The sequence below is a fragment of the Kitasatospora sp. NPDC094019 genome, from assembly GCF_044764505.1.
In the GTDB taxonomy this organism is placed as follows: Bacteria; Actinomycetota; Actinomycetes; order Streptomycetales; family Streptomycetaceae; genus Kitasatospora.
This window is the reverse complement of sequence record NZ_JBIWIF010000025.1, coordinates 52087-68595: the sequence shown is the minus strand read 5'-3', so window position 1 is coordinate 68595 and position 16509 is coordinate 52087. Positions and strand designations below refer to the sequence as shown.

The window sequence follows — 16509 nt, the reverse complement described above, 5'->3', positions numbered from 1 at the left end:
GACGGCCCCCCGTCACCGGTCCTCCGGCGCCCGGCCTCAGCGTTCGGCGAGTTCCGGCCGGGTCGGTTCGCCGTCGGGCAGGCCACCGTGGGTGTCCTGGCCGAAGTAGGCGACACCGACCGCCGAGACCACCGCCAGCACGAAGCCGGCCACACCGAGCCAGCCCAGCCCGGCCTTGGAGGAGTCGCCGAGCCAGAGCACGCCGACCGCGCCCGGCAGCACCGTCTCACCGACCACCAGGGCGGCTGTGGCGCCGTTCACCGAGCCGATCTGCAGGGCCACGGTGTGCACGTACATGCCGCCGATGCCGCCGACCAGGATCGCGTACAGCGCCGGGTCGGAGAGCAGACTGCCGAGGTCGAACGGCTCGACGCCGTTGAGGATCCGCACGCCCACGCCGAGCGCGCCGAAGCCGAGGCCGGAGAGCAGGCCGGCGACGATCGCGCCGTTGGCCCCCATCCGCCGCACCAGCAGGGCGCCGCCCACCAGCAGCACGGTGGTGATCGCCAGCAGCCACCAGTGGAACGACATCTCGGTGTGGTGCCCGCCCTCCGGGCCGGCCGAGACGGCGAGCAGCACCAGCGCCGAGCAGAGCACGCCGATCGAGGCCCACTCCAGCTGCTTGAGCCGGATCCCGAGCAGCTTGATCGACAGCACCGCGGTGATCACCAGGTTGGCGCTGATGATGGTCTGGGAGAGGAACAGCGGGAGCAGCCGGGCGGCCAGCGCGCCGAGCCCGAAGCCGATGAAGTCCAGCACCGTGCCGAGGATGAACTCCCAGGTCACGGCGGCTTTGGCGGTGGACGAGAGGCTCGGCCCGCCGTGCGCGGTGGTACCGGCGGAGTCGCCTCCCTTGGCGGCCTCCTCGCGGGCGGAGCGCCGGGATCCCACGGCCTGGAGGACCGAACCGGTGCCGTAGCAGGCGGAGGCCGCCACGGCGGTGACGAGGCCGATGATCACACGTGCTCCGATCAGGAGGGAGGGGGCAGGACGGTCGGGAGGTGGTCATGGGGCGACCGTTCGGCCACCACTATGCCTGGTCGCGCGGTGCGGCCGGGACGCCCGGGACGGGCTCCGCGTCCGCCGGGACACGCCGGGTGGTACGACCGGGCCGACGGCCGGGTTCCCGCCCGGAGCGGGGATCCGGGGCGGTCGGAGGAAAGATCATCCCGTGGAAGGGGCCCCACCCCGGCGGACGGTGGGGGTGCCGGTCCGTTCCGTACCCGGCCGGTGTGCCCGGCGGGGGGACCGGTCGCGGTAGCGTCGGTGGCATGAGAACCCTTGCTCGACGACGTTCCCGGGGCGCCGGGCCGCTGGCCCTGGTGGCGGCGCTGCTGGGGCTGCTGCTCCTGCTGGCGCCGGCCGCCTCGGCGGCGGGCGGCCTCGACGACGCGGCCGCCGCGCTCAAGCAGGGCCGGGTCTACGTCGACCCGGCGATGGCCGGCCGGTTCGGCCCGGGCCAGGCCGACGCGCTGACCGAGAAGATCCGCAAGGCGGACAAGCCGATCTTCGTGGCGGTGGTCCCGGCGGCCGACCCGTACGGCGCCTCGACCGTCTTCGACGACCTGCGCACCAAGGTCGGTGTCACCGGCACCTACGCGATCTGGCGCGGCGACCAGTTCCAGGCCCGCTCGGACAAGGCCGCGCTGGCCAGCGCGAGCGCCCAGCGGATCGCCGGCGCGGCCTTCCGCGCCCACCCCGGCGACATCGGCGCCACCCTCGGCGACTTCGTGGACACCGCCGCCCCGCAGGTCAAGGGGCACGGCGTGAACAGCGCCGCCGGCGGTGTCTCCGTCGCCGCGATCGCCGTCCCGCTGGCCCTGCTGGCGCTGGCCGGCACCGGGGTGTTCCTGCTCTTCCGCCGCTCCAAGCGGCGCAAGGAGGAGCAGCGGCAGGCCGAACTCGCCCAGGTGCGCCGGGTTGTGGACGAGGACATCACCGCCTACGGCGAGGAGCTCGACCGGCTCGACTTCGTCCCGTCCGCGCCGGACGCCGACGACACCCAGCGCGGCGACTACACCCACGCCCTGGACTCCTACGAGCGGGCCAAGCTGCTGATGGACGGGGCCAAGGGGCCGGAGGACGCCAAGCCGGTCTCCGAGGCGCTGGAGGACGGCCGGTTCGCGCTGGCCACCCTGGCCGCCCGGCGGGACGGGCACCCGCTGCCCGAGCGGCGTCCCCCGTGCTTCTTCGACCCCCGGCACGGCCCGTCGGTGCGGGACGCCGACTGGGCGCCGGCGGGCGGCGCCGCCCGCTCGGTCCCGGTCTGCCGGGCGGACGGGGACCGCTTGGCGGCCGGGCAGGACCCGGACATCCGGACCGTGCCGACCGAGCACGGCCCGCAGCCGTACTGGAACGCGGGCCCGGCCTACGGGCCCTGGGCCGGCGGCTACTTCGGCGGTTTCGGCGGCGGCGGTCTGCTGCCGGGGCTGCTGGTCGGCACCATGCTCGGCTCGATGATGGCCACCCCCGCGTACGCGTACGGACCGGCGGACGCCGGCTCCGGCTACGAGGGCGGGGACCAGTCCGGGGCCGACTTCGACTCCTCCGACTTCGGCGGCGGCTTCGGCGGCGGTGGCGGGGACTTCGGCGGTGGCGGCGACTTCGGGGGTGGCGGCGGGGACTTCGGCGGGGGCTTCTGACCCCGTCGGCCCCCGGCCCGGTGCCGCACTCCGGCCGCGCGGCGAGGCCCCCGACCCGGTCCCACGACCGGCCGGGGGCCTCGCGCCGTCCCGGCTTCCCCGTGGCGCGGGCCGTCGGCGCGGCGGATAGGGTCGGGGGCATGCACGGTCGCGACGCCCACAGTGACGAGCCGGTCCGCGTCACCGCCTGGGTGCGCGGCAAGGTGCAGCAGGTCGGCTTCCGCTGGTGGACCAGGGCGCGGGCGCTGGAGATCGGACTGACCGGTTACGCGAGCAACCTCGGCGACGGCCGGGTGCAGGTGGTGGCCGAGGGCCTCGCCCCGGAGTGCGAGCGACTGCTCGCGCTGCTCAGGGGCCCGGACACGCCCGGCCGGGTCAGCGGGGTGACCGAGATCTGGACCGCCGTCGGGCCCGGGTACGGGAGCTTCGAGATCCGCTGAACACCCCCCTCGGCCGGGGCTGGGGAGGGTCGGTCGAAAACGATCGTCAACCGGCGGTGTCGTACGGTTGCCATCCGGGCAGACTCGTGGTTGACTCCGCATCGAACGATGATCCACGAGCAGTTGGTGGACCCCCCTCCGGAGCCGCCGGGCGTGATGACACCGCCAGGCAGGTGACAGGGGCGCGGTAGCGTGCGGTGATCGTGTTGACCCGTACCGTCTTTGGTGAGACGCTGGAAACCCGCGCACACGACCGCGTTTATCCGGTAGGCGCATGCCCCCGTGAGCCCAGCTCACGGTGGTTGTGCCGCAGTGCCCAGCCAGCACTGCCGGTGCACGCCGCGCGTGCGTCCCCCTTCCCCCTAGACCTGGACCGTTCCGGTTCGGTCACTCAGCGTGGAGGACCATTCATCATGGCAAAGGCGCTTCTCGGGTACGTCGGCGGCCCCGACCCGCGAATGCTCTCCGAGATGCGACGGCTGCAGCAGCGCGTCCAGGATCTCGAAGCCGAGCTCATCAGGATGCAGGCTGTGAACGACGCACTCACCGCTGTCGCCGACGAGCACTCGTTGCTCAACAGCATCGATCTGGACCAGCGGGAGCCGGCTCTCACCTGAGTCCCGCCCGATCCCGATCGACGCCGCTGTGCACCGAGCCGCCCCGTAAGGGACGCAGCTTGCAAGGGACGCCCCGTGTGGCGTCCCTTCGTCGTGTCCGGCCCCGATCCCCGCCGGTCGCGGCGGGGCGGGCGGATACAGTCGCGGCAGGGCCGGCCGGGGCCCGGCGGGCGAGGCGAGGAGAGCGGCGCGTGCACCTGAAGAGTCTGACGCTGCGCGGGTTCAAGTCCTTCGCCTCCGCCACCACCCTGCGCTTCGAACCCGGCATCACCTGCGTGGTCGGCCCGAACGGCTCCGGCAAGTCCAACGTCGTCGACGCGCTCTCCTGGGTGATGGGCGAGCAGGGCGCCAAGTCGCTGCGCGGCGGCAAGATGGAGGACGTCATCTTCGCCGGCACCAGCGGGCGCGCCCCGCTCGGCCGGGCCGAGGTCAGCCTCACCATCGACAACACCGACGGCGCCCTGCCGATCGAGTACGCCGAAGTGACCATCACCCGGACGATGTTCCGCAACGGCGGCAGCGAGTACGCGCTCAACGGCGACACCTGTCGGCTGCTGGACATCCAGGAACTGCTCTCCGACTCCGGCATCGGCCGCGAGATGCACGTCATCGTCGGGCAGGGCCGGCTCGACTCCGTGCTCCAGGCCGACCCGATGGGCCGGCGCGCCTTCATCGAGGAGGCCGCGGGCGTCCTCAAGCACCGCAAGCGCAAGGAGAAGGCGCTGCGGAAGCTCGACGCGATGCAGGTCAACCTCAACCGGGTCCAGGACCTGGTGGCCGAACTCCGGCGCCAGCTCGGCCCGCTCGGCCGGCAGGCCCGGATCGCCCGCCGGGCCGCCGGGATCCAGGCCGACCTGCGCGACGCCCGGCTGCGGCTGCTCGCCGACGACCTGCTCGCCCTGCGCCGGGCCGTCGAGGCGGAGATCGCCGACGAACTGGCCCTGCGGCTGCGCCGCTCCACCGTCGAGCAGGAACTCGGCCGGGCGATCCAGCGCGAGGCCGTGCTGGAGGCGCAGGTGCAGCAGCTCGGTCCCGGCCTGGAAGCGGCCCGGCAGACCTGGTACCGGCTCTCCGCCCTCGCCGAACGCACCCGCGGCACCGTCGGACTGGCCGGAGCTAAGGCCCGGCACGCGGCCGCCGACGGGCAGGGCGAGGAGCGGCGCGGCCGGGACCCGGAGGAGCTGGAGCGCGAGGCGGGGCGGGTCCGGGAGGAGGAAGCCGCCCTGACCGAGGCCCTGGAACAGGCCCAGGAGGCGCTGGACGAGGCGGTCGACACCAAGGCCGGGCTGGAACACGCCCTGGCCGCCGAGGAACGCCGGCTCAAGGACGCCGCCCGGGCCATCGCCGACCGCCGCGAGGGCCTGGCCCGGCTCCAGGGACAGGCCGCCGCCGCCCGGTCCAGGGCCGCCGCCGCCGAGGCCGAGATCGGTCGGCTCGCCGAGGCCCGGGACGAGGCGCTGCAACGCGCCGGGGCGGCCCGGGAGGAGTACGAGGAGCTCAGGGCCAGGGTCGAGGCCGAGGCCGAGGACGGCGAACGGGCCGACACCGCGCACGAGGGCGCCCGGGAACGGCTCGCCGCCGTCGAGCGGGAGCTCGCCGCCGCCCGGGAGGAGGCAGCCACCGCCGAGCGCGAGCGGGCCGCGCTGACCGCCCGGCACGACGCGCTCGCGCTCGGCCTGCGCCACAAGGACGGCAGCGGCGCGCTGCTCGACGCCGGGGACCGGCTCGCCGGACTGCTCGGCTCGGCCGCCGCACTGCTGCGGATCACCCCCGGCCACGAGACCGCCGTCGCCGCCGCGCTCGGCGCCGCCGCCGACGCGGTGGCCGTCGACTCGCCCGCCGCCGCCGCCGAGGCACTGCGACTGCTGCGCGAACGGGACGCCGGCCGGGCCGCGCTGCTGATCGCCGGCGCCCCCCGGCCCGGGGCCCCGGCCGGGGAGCTGCCGCCCGGCGCCCGCTGGGCCGCGGAGCTGGTGGACGGCCCGCCCGCGCTGCTGCCCGCCGTCGGCCGGCTGCTGGCCGGGACCGCCGTGGTCGACACGCTCGACCAAGCGCTCCGGCTGGTCGCCGCGCACCCCGGCCTGAGCGCCGTCACCGCCGAGGGCGACCGGCTCGGCGCGGCCTTCGCGCACGGCGGCTCCGACGCCGCGCCCAGCCTGCTGGAGACCCGGGCGGCGGTGGACGAGGCCGCCCGGACCATCGCCGAACTCGACGTCCGCTGTGCCGAGTCGGCCGAACGGCTGGCCGAACTCACCGAGCGGCGCCGTGAGTCGGCCGCCGCCCTGGAACAACTCGCCACCCGGCGGCGGCAACTGGAGCGGGAACGGGCCTCGGTGGCGGGCACCCTCGGCCGCCTCGGCGGGCAGTCCAGGGCCGCCGCCGGCGAGGCCGAACGGCTGACCGCCGCCGCCGACCGCGCGGAGGAGGGCCTGGACCGGCTGCGGACCACCGCCGAGGAACTGGCCGAACGGCTGGTGGTGGCCGAGGAGACGGCCGCCGACGGGGAGGACGAGCCGGACGCCGCCGAGCAGCAGCGGCTGGCCGCCGCCGCCACCGCGGCCCGGGCGACCGAACTGGAGGCCCGGCTCGCCGTGCGCACCCACGAGGAGCGGGTCCGCGCCCTGGCCGGGCGGGCCGACCAGCTGGACCGGGCCGCCCGGGCCGAGCGCGAGGCGCGCGCCCGGGCGGCCGAGCGCCGCCGGCGGGCCGAGCACGACGCCGCCGTGGCCGTCGCGGTCGCCGAGGGGGCCCGGCAGTTGCTCGCCTGCCTGGAGGTGTCGCTGGCCCGCGCGGACGCCGAACGGGCCGCGATCGAGCAGGCCCGGGCGTCCCGGGAGGCGGAGTTGCGGGAGCACCGTGAACACGGGCGCGAACTCAAGGACGAGCTGGACAAGCTGGTCGACGCGGGGCACCGCGACGAGGTGCTGCGGGCGGAGAAGCGGCTGCGGATCGAGCAGTTGGAGAGCCGCGCGCTGGAGGAGTTCGGCATCGAGGGCGGCGAACTGCTGGACGGCTACGGTCCCGACCGGCCGGTCCCGCCCTCGACCCCGGAGGAGGGGCAGGAGCCGGGCGAGCCGCGTCCGTACGTCCGGGCCGAACAGGAGAAGCGGCTGCGCGCGGCCGAACGGGCGTACCAGCAGCTGGGCAAGGTCAACCCGCTGGCGCTGGAGGAGTTCTCCGCCCTGGAGGAGCGCCACCGGTTCCTCGGCGAACAGCTGGACGACCTCAAGCGCGGGCGGCGCGACCTGCTCGACATCGTCAAGGACGTCGACCAGCGGGTCGAGGAGTTGTTCACCTCCGCGTACCACGACACCGCCGCGCAGTTCCAGGGCGTGTTCTCCCGGCTGTTCCCGGGCGGTGAGGGCCGGCTGGTGCTGACCGACCCGGACTCCATGCTCACCACCGGCGTCGAGGTGGAGGCCCGCCCGCCCGGCAAGAAGGTGAAGCGGCTGTCCCTGCTCTCCGGCGGGGAGCGCTCGCTCACCGCGGTGGCGCTGCTGGTCTCGATCTTCAAGGCCAGGCCCAGCCCGTTCTACGTGATGGACGAGGTCGAGGCGGCGCTGGACGAGACCAACCTGCGCCGGCTGATCGGGCTCATGGAGGAGCTGCGGGAGAGTTCCCAGCTCATCGTGATCACCCACCAGAAGCTGACCATGGAGTCGGCCGACGCGCTGTACGGGGTGACCATGAAGGGCGACGGCATCTCGCAGGTGATCAGCCAGCGGCTGCGGGACGACCGGAGGGAGCGGCGGACCCGCGCCGCGCCGGTTCCGGCGGCGGAGCCGGCCGCGGTCCGGGCCTGAGCCCGCCGCGGTCCGGGCCCGTTCCGGCGGGCGCGCGCTCCCGGGACGGTTCCCGTTCCGTTCCCGATCCGTTCCCGATCCGGTCCGTCGCCTGCGGTCCGCGCGGACCGGCGTCACGGATACTGGGGGGGTTATGGAATACGTGATTCTTGCCGTAGTCATCGCGGTGGTCGCCGTCGGCGCGATCGCCGGACTCGTCGTTTCCGGCAGACGACGCCAGCAGCTGCCCCCGAAGTCGCAGGCGCCGGTCATCACGGCGCCCCCGACCCCGCGCGAGCCCGCCGTCGGCGAGGAGGCCGCGCCGCCCACCGAGGAACCGCGCCGCACCGTCGAGGAGGTGGAGCTCCCGGCCGCCCCCGAGGAGGAGGCGGCGGCGCCCGCCGAACCGGCGGCCCCCGCCCTCGACGTCCCCGAGCCCACCGCCGGCCGCCTGGTCCGGCTGCGCTCGCGGCTCTCCCGCTCGCAGAACTCGCTGGGCAAGGGGCTGCTCTCGCTGCTCTCCCGCGAGCACCTGGACGAGGACACCTGGGAGGAGATCGAGGACACCCTGCTGACCGCCGACGTCGGCGTGGCTCCCACCCAGGAGCTGGTCGAGCGGCTGCGCACCCGGGTCAAGGTGCTCGGCACCCGCACCCCGGACGAGCTGCGCGCCCTGCTGCGCGAGGAACTGGTCGAGCTGATCGGCAAGGACGCCGACCGCACCGTCCGGTCCACCAAGCACGAGGAGGGCCCCGCGGTCGTCCTGGTGGTCGGCGTCAACGGCGTCGGCAAGACCACCACCACCGGCAAGCTGGCCCGGGTGCTGGTCGCCGACGGCCGCAGCGTGGTGCTCGGCGCGGCCGACACCTTCCGCGCCGCCGCCGCCGACCAGCTGCAGACCTGGGGCGAGCGCGTCGGCGCCCGCACGGTGCGCGGCCCCGAGGGCGGCGACCCGGCCTCGGTCGCGTTCGACGCGGTCAAGGAGGGCATCGCCGAGGGCGTGGACACCGTGCTGGTGGACACCGCCGGGCGACTGCACACCAAGACCGGCCTGATGGACGAGCTGGGCAAGGTCAAGCGGGTCGTGGAGAAGCACGGCCCGGTGGACGAGGTGCTGCTGGTGCTGGACGCTACCACCGGTCAGAACGGGCTGGTCCAGGCCCGGGTCTTCGCCGAGGTGGTCGACATCACCGGCATCGTGCTGACCAAGCTGGACGGCACCGCCAAGGGCGGCATCGTGATCGCGGTCCAGCGGGAGCTGGGCGTGCCGGTCAAGCTGATCGGCCTGGGCGAGGGCGCCGACGACCTGGCGCCGTTCGAGCCGGGCGCGTTCGTGGACGCGCTGATCGGGGACTGAGGACCGACGGTCCACCGGTGAAGGGTCCGCTCCCGCGAGGGGCGGACCCTTCGGCGTTCCCGCGCCCGGCCCGGCTCGTCCCCGGGCCCGGCCGGGGTGGGTCGGAGGCTCTTCCGGACCGGGCTTCAGGCGATCCAGGCCGGTTCGGAGCGGCGCTCCCGGCCGCGGTGGCAGGCATAGGCGAGGGTGCCCAGCAGCAGCCGGGCCTCGGGCGGGCAGCCCGCGTTGTCCCGGGTCGGCCGGCGCAGCCAGCGGACCGGGCCGAGGCCGGCCAGCACGGTGGGCGGGGCGGCGACGAAGCTGCCCTCGCCGTGGCAGGCGAGGTCGAGCGCGGCGTCGTCCCAGCCCATCCGGTAGAGCAGGTCCGGCAGCCGCAGCGCGGTGCCGGCCGCGACCAGGAACTGCAGCCGCCCGGTGGGCGCGGCGAGCACCGGGCCGACCTGGGTGCCCATCCGCTCCAGCCGGACCAGCGCCTGGAGGCCGGCCTGCTCGGGGACGTCCAGGACGTCGAAGGCGCGACCGGTGGGGAACAGCACCGAGGCGTCCGGTCCGGGGCCGGCGGCCGGTCCGGTACCGGGGAAGGGGTGCAGACCGGGGGCGGCGCAGCGCGGGGTGCCGCAGTGGCAGCTCTCCGGGGCGCCGGCGGCGCGGGCCGGCTCGCCGACGACGACGGCCCAGCCCCACCGGCCGGTGTACTCCGCGGCCGCCTGGCTCGCGGTGACGCGGGTGCGACGGCGCGCGCCCAGCGGTGCCAGCCGCAGGCTCCCCAGTCGAAGTTCGCCGAACAGGTTGTCCATGCCTCCCCCAACAGGTTCTGGTTGCCGATGGTTACGGGACGGTGACTTTGTGTTGATTGTCCGTTGCGTGGTGCGTGGTGCGGTGACGGCGCGCAGCGCCGGGTGTGCGCCAGTTGCGGTGGTGTGCCTCGGGCGCCGCCTTGTGGCGGGCGGTACGGATGCCGGATCGTCGTGTTCGCGGGGCGGCCGGTGATCGGTGCGGGTGGCGAAATCCCCTGTGACGGCGGCAGTTCGCCCGAAGGACCGGATATCCGTGGGGACTTGGCGGCCCGCATATGCCGGGCCGTCGGGACCTCCTAGTGAACCGTCTGTCCACACGCTTCGGTTCACTCCTGGGGGTGGCGAAAGGTGGCGTTTCGCCAGGGCCGCTCCCCGGGGCAGTGCGCGGGGCGTTACGTTCAGCACACGGACCTCGTCAGGGGGCCGCTCCGGGCGCCGGGGGTCCGGGAGTTGGGGAACTGACGGTTCGTCTGCGACGGCAGCGCCGCAGTTCGGTCACGGCACGGCCGGCAAGAGCCCGCAACCGTCGGGCGATCACGATCGGGGCCCCGCGGGGGCCGGGCGGGATGGGGACCCATGGCAGAGAAGCAACCCAATGAGAAGCTGACCACGTGGTTCGCCCGCAGCGGCTGGTCCAAGGGGGAGTTGGCCCGCCAGGTCAACCGCCGGGCCCGGCAGATCGGCGCCCACCACGTCTCCACCGACACCTCGCGGGTGCGCCGCTGGCTGGACGGCGAGCAGCCCCGCGAGCCCATCCCCAAGATCATGTCGGAGCTGTTCTCCGAGCGGTTCGGCTCGGTGGTCTCCATCGAGGACCTCGGCCTGCGCGCCGCCGTGCCGGTCTCCACCGTGGGCGGCGGCGTCGACCTGCCGTGGAGCGCCCCGCAGACCGTCCAGCTGATCAGTGACTACTCCCGCAGCGACCTCATGCTCAACCGGCGGGGCTTCCTGGGCACCTCGCTCGCCCTGACCGCCGGCGCCGCGCTGATCGAGCCGATGCAGCGCTGGCTGGCCCCGGGCCCGAACGGTGCCCCCACCCCGATCCTGGCCGCGGCCAACGGCGGCGAGCCGTTCACCGGCCGGCTCTCCGAGCCCGAGCTGGAACTGCTGGAGCAGACCACGGTCATGTTCCGCCAGTGGGACGCGCAGAACGGCGGCGGCCTGCGCCGCAAGGCCGTGGTCGGCCAGCTCCACGAGGTCACCGACCTGCTCCAGGAGACCTACCCGGAGCAGACCACCCGGCGGCTGTTCCGGCTCACCGCCGAGCTCGCCCACCTGGCGGGCTGGATGTCCTACGACGTCGGCATGCACCCGAGCGCGCAGAAGTACTACGTGCTGGCGCTGCACGCCGCCAAGGAGGCCGGGGACCGCCCGTTCGGCGCCCTGATCCTCACCGACATGAGCCGGCAGATGATCCACCTCAACCGGGGCGAGGACGCGCTGGAGCTGATCCACCTCGCCCAGTACGGCAGCCGGGACACCGCCACCCCGCGCCAGCAGTCGCTGCTGTACGCGATGGAGGCCCGCGCGTACGCCACGATCGGCGAGGTGAACCGCTGCGCCCGGGCGGTCAGGCTGGCCGAGGACACCTTCACCGACATCCGCGAGGGCGACGGCGACCCGGACTGGCTGAAGTTCTTCTCCCCGGCCGAGCTGAACGCCGAGAACGCGCACTCCTTCCGCGACCTCGCCTACCACTCCGACAACGCCGGCCTCTACGCCTCGATGTCCGCGCCGGTGATGGAGCGCGCGGTCGACCTGTTCCGGCAGGACGGCGACCACGTCCGCTCGTACGCCTTCAACCTGGTCGGCATGGCCAGCGTGCACCTGCTCCAGAACGAGCCGGAGCAGGCGGCGGTCTTCGCCGAGCAGGCGGTGGACATCGCCACCAAGGTCCGCTCCGAGCGGCTCAACTCCCGGGTGCGCAAGACCACCGAGGCCGCCTCGTCCCGCTACCGGGGCGTGGACGCGGTCAGCCGGCTCAAGGAGCGGGTGGTGCAGGACATCCCGGAGTACGTCTCGGTGGTCTGAGCCGGCCCGACCCTGCCTCCGGGGCCCGACCCCGGGTTCCGGCCCCGGCTCAGGCCCGGCCCCGACCCATCGACCGTGCCGTCCGCCGACGGCGCGGTCGATGCCGTTCGGTACCCCTCGCCCGCCGTTCGCCGCCGATCGGTACCCGTCCGCCGCTCCGCCGCCGCTCGTCGTTCGCTCGTCGTCGTTCGCCACCGCTCGGCGCCGTTCCGTGCCGCCGCGGACACGGCCCGTGCGGGGCGGCCGTCCGGGGACCCGTCCCGGCCGGTGGCACGGCCGGGGTTCACGCGCGCGTAACCCCGCCGTCGCCCTCGTCACGGCGGTGAAACAACCGGCCGCATCGGCCGAAACCAGCCTTCGGCACGCTCCTCCTCATCGCCGACGCCCCGGTGCACGGGACAGGAACCCGGGTGCGGATCGGCTCCAGTCAGGAGGTACGCCGATGCCGGACGGCTTCAGCGCGGGTGACACCGCCTTCGTACTCGTCAGTGCGGCCCTGGTCATGGTGATGACCCCGGGGCTGGCCTTCTTCTACGGCGGGATGGTCCGGGCCAAGAGCACGTTGAACATGCTGGCGATGAGCTTCCTCTCGCTCGGCATCGTCAGTGTGCTGTGGGTCCTCTACGGCTACTCGCTCAGCTTCGGACCCGACGCGGGCGCCGGTCTGATCGGCAACCTGGACTTCCTGGGGATGCACGGCGTCGGCCTCACCGACCTGGCCGGGACGATCCCGGTGACGGCGTTCTCCGCCTTCCAGCTGATGTTCGCGATTATCACCCCGGCGCTGATCAGCGGGGCGGTCGCGGACCGCGCGAAGTTCACCGCCTGGGGCCTGTTCGTGGCGCTCTGGGTCACCGTGGTCTACTTCCCGGTCGCGCACTGGGTGTTCTTCTTCGACGGCGGCAACGGCGGCTGGCTCGGCGACCGCAACGGCGTGATCGACTTCGCCGGGGGGACGGCCGTCCACATCAACGCCGGTGTCGCGGGCCTGGCGCTGTGCCTGGTGCTCGGTCGGCGGATCGGCTTCCGCAAGGACCCGATGCGCCCGCACTCGCTGCCGCTGGTGATGCTCGGCTCCGGGCTGCTCTGGTTCGGCTGGTTCGGCTTCAACGCGGGCTCGGCGCTGGCCGCCAACGGCGTCGCGGCGATGGCCCTGATCAACACCCAGGTCGCCACCGGTGCCGCGCTGATCGGCTGGCTGGTCTACGAGAAGCTGCGGCACGGCGCCTTCACCACCCTGGGCGCCGCCTCCGGCGCGGTGGCCGGTCTGGTCGCCATCACCCCGGCCTGCGGCTCGGTCTCCCCGCTCGGCGCGGTGGCGATCGGCCTGGTCGCCGGCGCCGCCTGCGCGGCCGCGATCAGCCTCAAGTACCGCTTCGGCTTCGACGACTCGCTCGACGTGGTCGGCGTGCACGCGGTCGGCGGGGCGATCGGCTCGCTGCTGGTCGGCCTGTTCGCCACCGGGACGGTCGGCCAGACCGCCGAGGGGCTCTTCTACGGCGGCGGGTTCGCGCAGTTGGGCAAGCAGGCGATGGGCGTGGCGGTCGTCGCCGTCTACTCCTTCGTGCTCTCCTGGCTGCTGGCCAAGGCGATCGACGTGACGATCGGGTTCCGGGTCTCCGAGGAGGTCGAGGTGGCCGGGATCGACCAGGCCGAGCACGCCGAGTCCGCGTACGACTTCAGCGCCCTCGGCTCGGGCCTGGGCAGGTCCTTCGCCGCCCCGGCCCCGGCGCCCGCCGCCGTGCCGGCCGAACCCGCCGAACCCGCCGAACCCGCCACCGGCGTCGCCGTCGCCGCGAAGAGCACCGAGAAGACCGAGGTGGACGCCCGATGAAGCTCATCACCGCCGTCATCAAGCCCCATCGCCTGGACGAGGTGAAGGCCGCCCTGCAGTCCTTCGGCGTGCACGGCCTGACCGTCTCCGAGGCGAGCGGCTACGGCCGTCAGCGCGGTCACACCGAGGTCTACCGAGGTGCGGAGTACACCGTGGACCTGGTGCCCAAGGTCAGGGTCGAGGTCCTGGTCGAGGACGAGGACGCCGAGCAGCTGATCGAGGTCCTGGTCGAGGCGGCCAGGACCGGGAAGATCGGCGACGGCAAGGTGTGGACGATCCCGGTCGACACCGCCGTCCGCGTCCGCACCGGCGAACGCGGCCCCGACGCCCTGTAGGCACCGGCCCCGCCGTCCACCCGCCCCCGCCGTCCACCCGGCCCCGGCCGGAACCGGCACCCGACTGCCCCTCCCCGCGGGCCTGCGACCCCCCACGGTCGCAGGTCCGCCGACGGCGTTCCGGCGCCCGCTCGACCGACCCGCACGACCACGGACGGGGACTTCGCATGGCTTCCCACACCGACGACTCCCACCCGGGCCCGGCCGGACCGGCCGACCCCGCCGCCGCCCGGGCCCTGCTGCTCACCGCCCCCGGCCCCGGCGGCCGGGCCCGCCGCGCCGAACTGTCCGCGCGCACCGACGACTGGCTGGCCGGCCTGTTCGCCGCGGCCGGCGCCCCCGCCGGGACCGCCGTGGTCGCGGTCGGCGGCTACGGGCGCGGCGAGCTCTCCCCGCGCAGCGACCTCGACGTGCTGCTGCTGCACGAGGGCCGGCTGGACCCGGCCCTGCCCGAGCGCCTCTGGTACCCGGTCTGGGACTCCGGCGCCGCCCTGGACCACGCCGTCCGCACCCCGGCCGAGGCGCGGGCGGTGGCGGCCGCCGACCTCAAGGCCCAGCTCGGCCTGCTGGACGCCCGGCACGTGGCGGGCGATCCGGCGCTCACCGCCGCCCTGCGCTCCACCGTGCTCGCCGACTGGCGGGCGGGCGCGGCGGAGCGGCTGCCGGAGCTGCGCGAGCTGGGCCGGGAGCGGGCCGAGCGGCACGGCGAGCTGTCCTTCCTGCTGGAGCCCGACCTCAAGGAGGCGAAGGGCGGTCTGCGGGACGTGGTCGCGCTGGACGCGATCGCCGCGAGCTGGCTGGCCGACGCGCCCCGGGAGGGCCTGGACGCGGCCGCGCTCCGGCTGGCCGACGTCCGCGACGCGCTCCACCTGGTCACCGGCCGGGCCACCGAACGGCTCGCGCTCCAGGACCAGGACCAGGTGGCCGAGCGGCTCGGTGTGCTGGACGCGGACACCCTGCTGCGGCAGGTCTACGAGGCGGCCCGGACCGTCGCCTACGCCGCGGACGTCACCTGGCGGGCGGTGGACCGGGTGCTGGCCGCCCGCTCGGGCCGGGGCCGCCGTCCGCACCGGCGCGGGTTCCCGTTCACCGGCTCGTTCGGAGGTCCGTTCGGAGGCCGGTCCGGCGGGGCCTCCGCCGCGGCCCGGGGCGCGGTGGTCCGGGGCGCGGTGGAGCGCCGGCCGCTCGCCGAGGGCGTCGTCGAGCAGGACGGCGAGGCGGTGCTCGCCCAGGGTGCCCGCCCGGCCGCGGACCCGGTGCTGCCGCTGCGCGCGGCGGCGGCCGCCGCGCAGAACGGGCTCACCGTCTCCCACGCGACGGTGCGCCGACTGGCCGCCGAGTGCCGTCCGTTGCCGGTGCCCTGGCCGGACGAGGCGCGCGAACAGTTGGTCACCCTGCTCGGCGCCGGTGAGACCTGTCTGCCGGTCTGGGAGGCGCTGGAGGCGGAGGGGCTGATCACCCGGCTGCTGCCGGACTGGGAGCGGGTCCGCTGCCGGCCGCAGCGCAACGCGGTGCACCGCTGGACGGTGGACCGGCACCTGGTGGAGACCGCGGTGCGGGCCGCCGCGATGACCCGCCGGGTGGCCCGGCCGGACCTGCTGCTGGTCGCCGCGCTGCTGCACGACATCGGCAAGGGCTGGCCCGGCGACCACAGCGAGGCGGGTGAGGTGATCGTCCGCGACCTGGCCGCCCGGATGGGCTTCGACCCGGAGTCGGTGGAGACCCTCGCCGTACTGGTGCGCCACCACCTGACCCTGGTGGAGACCGCGACCCGGCGCGACCCGGACGACCCGGCCACCGTGCAGGCCGTCACCAAGGTGGTCACCACGCTGCCCCGGCTGGAGCTGCTGCGGGCGCTGACCGAGGCGGACGCGCTGGCCACCGGCCCGGCCGCGTGGAGCGGCTGGCGGGCCTCGCTGGTGGACGGCCTGACCGCGCGGGCCGCCGCCCGGCTGACCGGGGACGCCGCCGCGGGCCCGGAACCGGCCGCCGCGCCGACCGCCGAGCAGGAGCGGCTGGCGGTGGAGGCCGCCCGGACCGGCGGACCGGCGCTCTCCCTGCTGGCCCAGGCCGGGGCGGACCCGGACGGCGCCGAGCCGATGGGCGTGCGGCTGCTGCTGGCCGTCCCGGACCGGCCGGGGTTGCTCGGCACCGTCGCCGGGGTGCTGGCCCTGCACCGGCTGACGGTCCGGTCGGCGGGGCTGCGGGAGCTGGATCCGATCGGCGCGGGGCCGGTGCTGCTGCTGTCCTGGACGGTGGCGGCGGAGTTCGGCGAGCTGCCGGAGGCGGCGCGGCTGCGGGCCGACCTGCGCCGGGCCCTGGACGGCTCGCTGGACGTCGCGCGCCGACTGGCCGAGCGGGACGCGGCGGCCCCGCGGCGGCGGGGGATCCCGACCCCGCCGCCGGTGGTCGCGGTGGCGCCCCCGGTCGCCTCGGCGACCGCGACGGTGCTGGAGGTGCGCGCCCACGACGCCCCCGGCCTGCTGCACCGGATCGGCCGGGCGCTGGACGGCACGGGGGTGCGGGTGCGGACGGCGCACGTCTCCACCCTGGGCGCGGACGCCGTCGACGCCTTCTACCTGACCGACGCGGAGGGCCGTCCGCTGTCCGCCCCGCGGGCCGGGGAGGTGGCGGCGGCGGTGCGCGCGGCCCTGGGCTGAGCGGCACCGTCCCG

Annotated in this window: 11 protein-coding genes; 9 read left to right on the top strand and 2 right to left on the bottom strand. The window is 75.3% G+C overall.

Translation table 11 applies throughout. The annotated features are described in order from the left end of the window. Positions 1-36 precede the first annotated feature (36 nt). Entirely contained in the window at positions 37-960 is a 924-nt protein-coding gene (locus ACIQ9P_RS35480) for a hypothetical protein (RefSeq protein ID WP_402365633.1), read from the bottom strand. A gap of 311 nt (positions 961-1271) precedes the next feature. On the opposite strand from ACIQ9P_RS35480, the gene ACIQ9P_RS35475 reads away from it, so the two are divergent. The 5 genes from ACIQ9P_RS35475 (at position 1272) to ftsY (ending at position 8838) form a co-directional block, all read left to right on the top strand. Beyond that, a complete protein-coding gene (locus tag ACIQ9P_RS35475; RefSeq protein ID WP_402365631.1) occupies positions 1272-2642 on the top strand; it encodes a hypothetical protein in 1371 nt (456 codons plus the stop codon). 140 nt (positions 2643-2782) lie between these two features. Next, positions 2783-3082, top strand: a complete 300-nt coding sequence (locus ACIQ9P_RS35470; RefSeq protein WP_402365629.1) for an acylphosphatase — start codon at positions 2783-2785, stop codon at positions 3080-3082. Positions 3083-3495: 413 nt separating this feature from the next. Then, positions 3496-3699, top strand: a complete 204-nt coding sequence (locus ACIQ9P_RS35465) for a hypothetical protein (RefSeq protein WP_030396724.1) — start codon at positions 3496-3498, stop codon at positions 3697-3699. Between the two features lie 191 nt (positions 3700-3890). Next, positions 3891-7502 (top strand): chromosome segregation protein SMC, encoded by a 3612-nt coding sequence (smc, locus tag ACIQ9P_RS35460; RefSeq protein ID WP_402365627.1) that lies wholly within the window; start codon positions 3891-3893, stop codon positions 7500-7502. A gap of 133 nt (positions 7503-7635) precedes the next feature. Next, positions 7636-8838: a signal recognition particle-docking protein FtsY gene (gene ftsY / locus ACIQ9P_RS35455; protein WP_402365625.1), complete on the top strand. Its 1203-nt coding sequence runs from the start codon at positions 7636-7638 to the stop codon at positions 8836-8838. 125 nt (positions 8839-8963) lie between these two features. Here the strand turns inward: ftsY and ACIQ9P_RS35450 are convergent, their stop codons facing one another. After that, positions 8964-9635 carry a bifunctional DNA primase/polymerase gene (locus tag ACIQ9P_RS35450; protein WP_402365623.1) on the bottom strand — a complete coding sequence of 224 codons (672 nt, stop codon included), beginning with the start codon at positions 9633-9635 and terminating at the stop codon, positions 8964-8966. Between the two features lie 576 nt (positions 9636-10211). Between ACIQ9P_RS35450 and ACIQ9P_RS35445 the strand changes: the two genes are divergently transcribed. The 4 genes from ACIQ9P_RS35445 to ACIQ9P_RS35430 all read left to right on the top strand — a co-directional run bounded on the left by ACIQ9P_RS35445 (position 10212) and on the right by ACIQ9P_RS35430 (position 16495). Further along, positions 10212-11666 (top strand): hypothetical protein, encoded by a 1455-nt coding sequence (locus ACIQ9P_RS35445; protein ID WP_402365621.1) that lies wholly within the window; start codon positions 10212-10214, stop codon positions 11664-11666. Between the two features lie 442 nt (positions 11667-12108). Then, complete coding sequence (locus tag ACIQ9P_RS35440) at positions 12109-13500, top strand: ammonium transporter (protein WP_402365620.1); 1392 nt, start codon at positions 12109-12111, stop codon at positions 13498-13500. Further along, positions 13497-13835, top strand: a complete 339-nt coding sequence (locus tag ACIQ9P_RS35435; protein ID WP_402365618.1) for a P-II family nitrogen regulator — start codon at positions 13497-13499, stop codon at positions 13833-13835. The genes ACIQ9P_RS35440 and ACIQ9P_RS35435 overlap by 4 nt, the downstream gene beginning before the upstream one ends. Positions 13836-14002: 167 nt before the next feature. After that, entirely contained in the window at positions 14003-16495 is a 2493-nt protein-coding gene (locus ACIQ9P_RS35430) for a [protein-PII] uridylyltransferase (protein WP_402365616.1), read from the top strand. Positions 16496-16509: the final 14 nt, after the last annotated feature.

What these genes read in the sequence shown, in the direction of transcription:
- ACIQ9P_RS35430 (WP_402365616.1), top strand. Translation starts at nt 14,003, where the DNA reads ATGGCTTCCCACACCGACGACTCCCACCCGGGCCCGGCCGGACCGGCC.
- ACIQ9P_RS35435 (WP_402365618.1), top strand. Translation starts at nt 13,497, where the DNA reads ATGAAGCTCATCACCGCCGTCATCAAGCCCCATCGCCTGGACGAGGTG.
- ftsY (WP_402365625.1), top strand. Translation starts at nt 7,636, where the DNA reads ATGGAATACGTGATTCTTGCCGTAGTCATCGCGGTGGTCGCCGTCGGC.
- ACIQ9P_RS35450 (WP_402365623.1), bottom strand. Translation starts at nt 9,635, where the DNA reads ATGGACAACCTGTTCGGCGAACTTCGACTGGGGAGCCTGCGGCTGGCA.
- ACIQ9P_RS35475 (WP_402365631.1), top strand. Translation starts at nt 1,272, where the DNA reads ATGAGAACCCTTGCTCGACGACGTTCCCGGGGCGCCGGGCCGCTGGCC.
- ACIQ9P_RS35440 (WP_402365620.1), top strand. Translation starts at nt 12,109, where the DNA reads ATGCCGGACGGCTTCAGCGCGGGTGACACCGCCTTCGTACTCGTCAGT.
- ACIQ9P_RS35470 (WP_402365629.1), top strand. Translation starts at nt 2,783, where the DNA reads ATGCACGGTCGCGACGCCCACAGTGACGAGCCGGTCCGCGTCACCGCC.
- ACIQ9P_RS35445 (WP_402365621.1), top strand. Translation starts at nt 10,212, where the DNA reads ATGGCAGAGAAGCAACCCAATGAGAAGCTGACCACGTGGTTCGCCCGC.
- ACIQ9P_RS35465 (WP_030396724.1), top strand. Translation starts at nt 3,496, where the DNA reads ATGGCAAAGGCGCTTCTCGGGTACGTCGGCGGCCCCGACCCGCGAATG.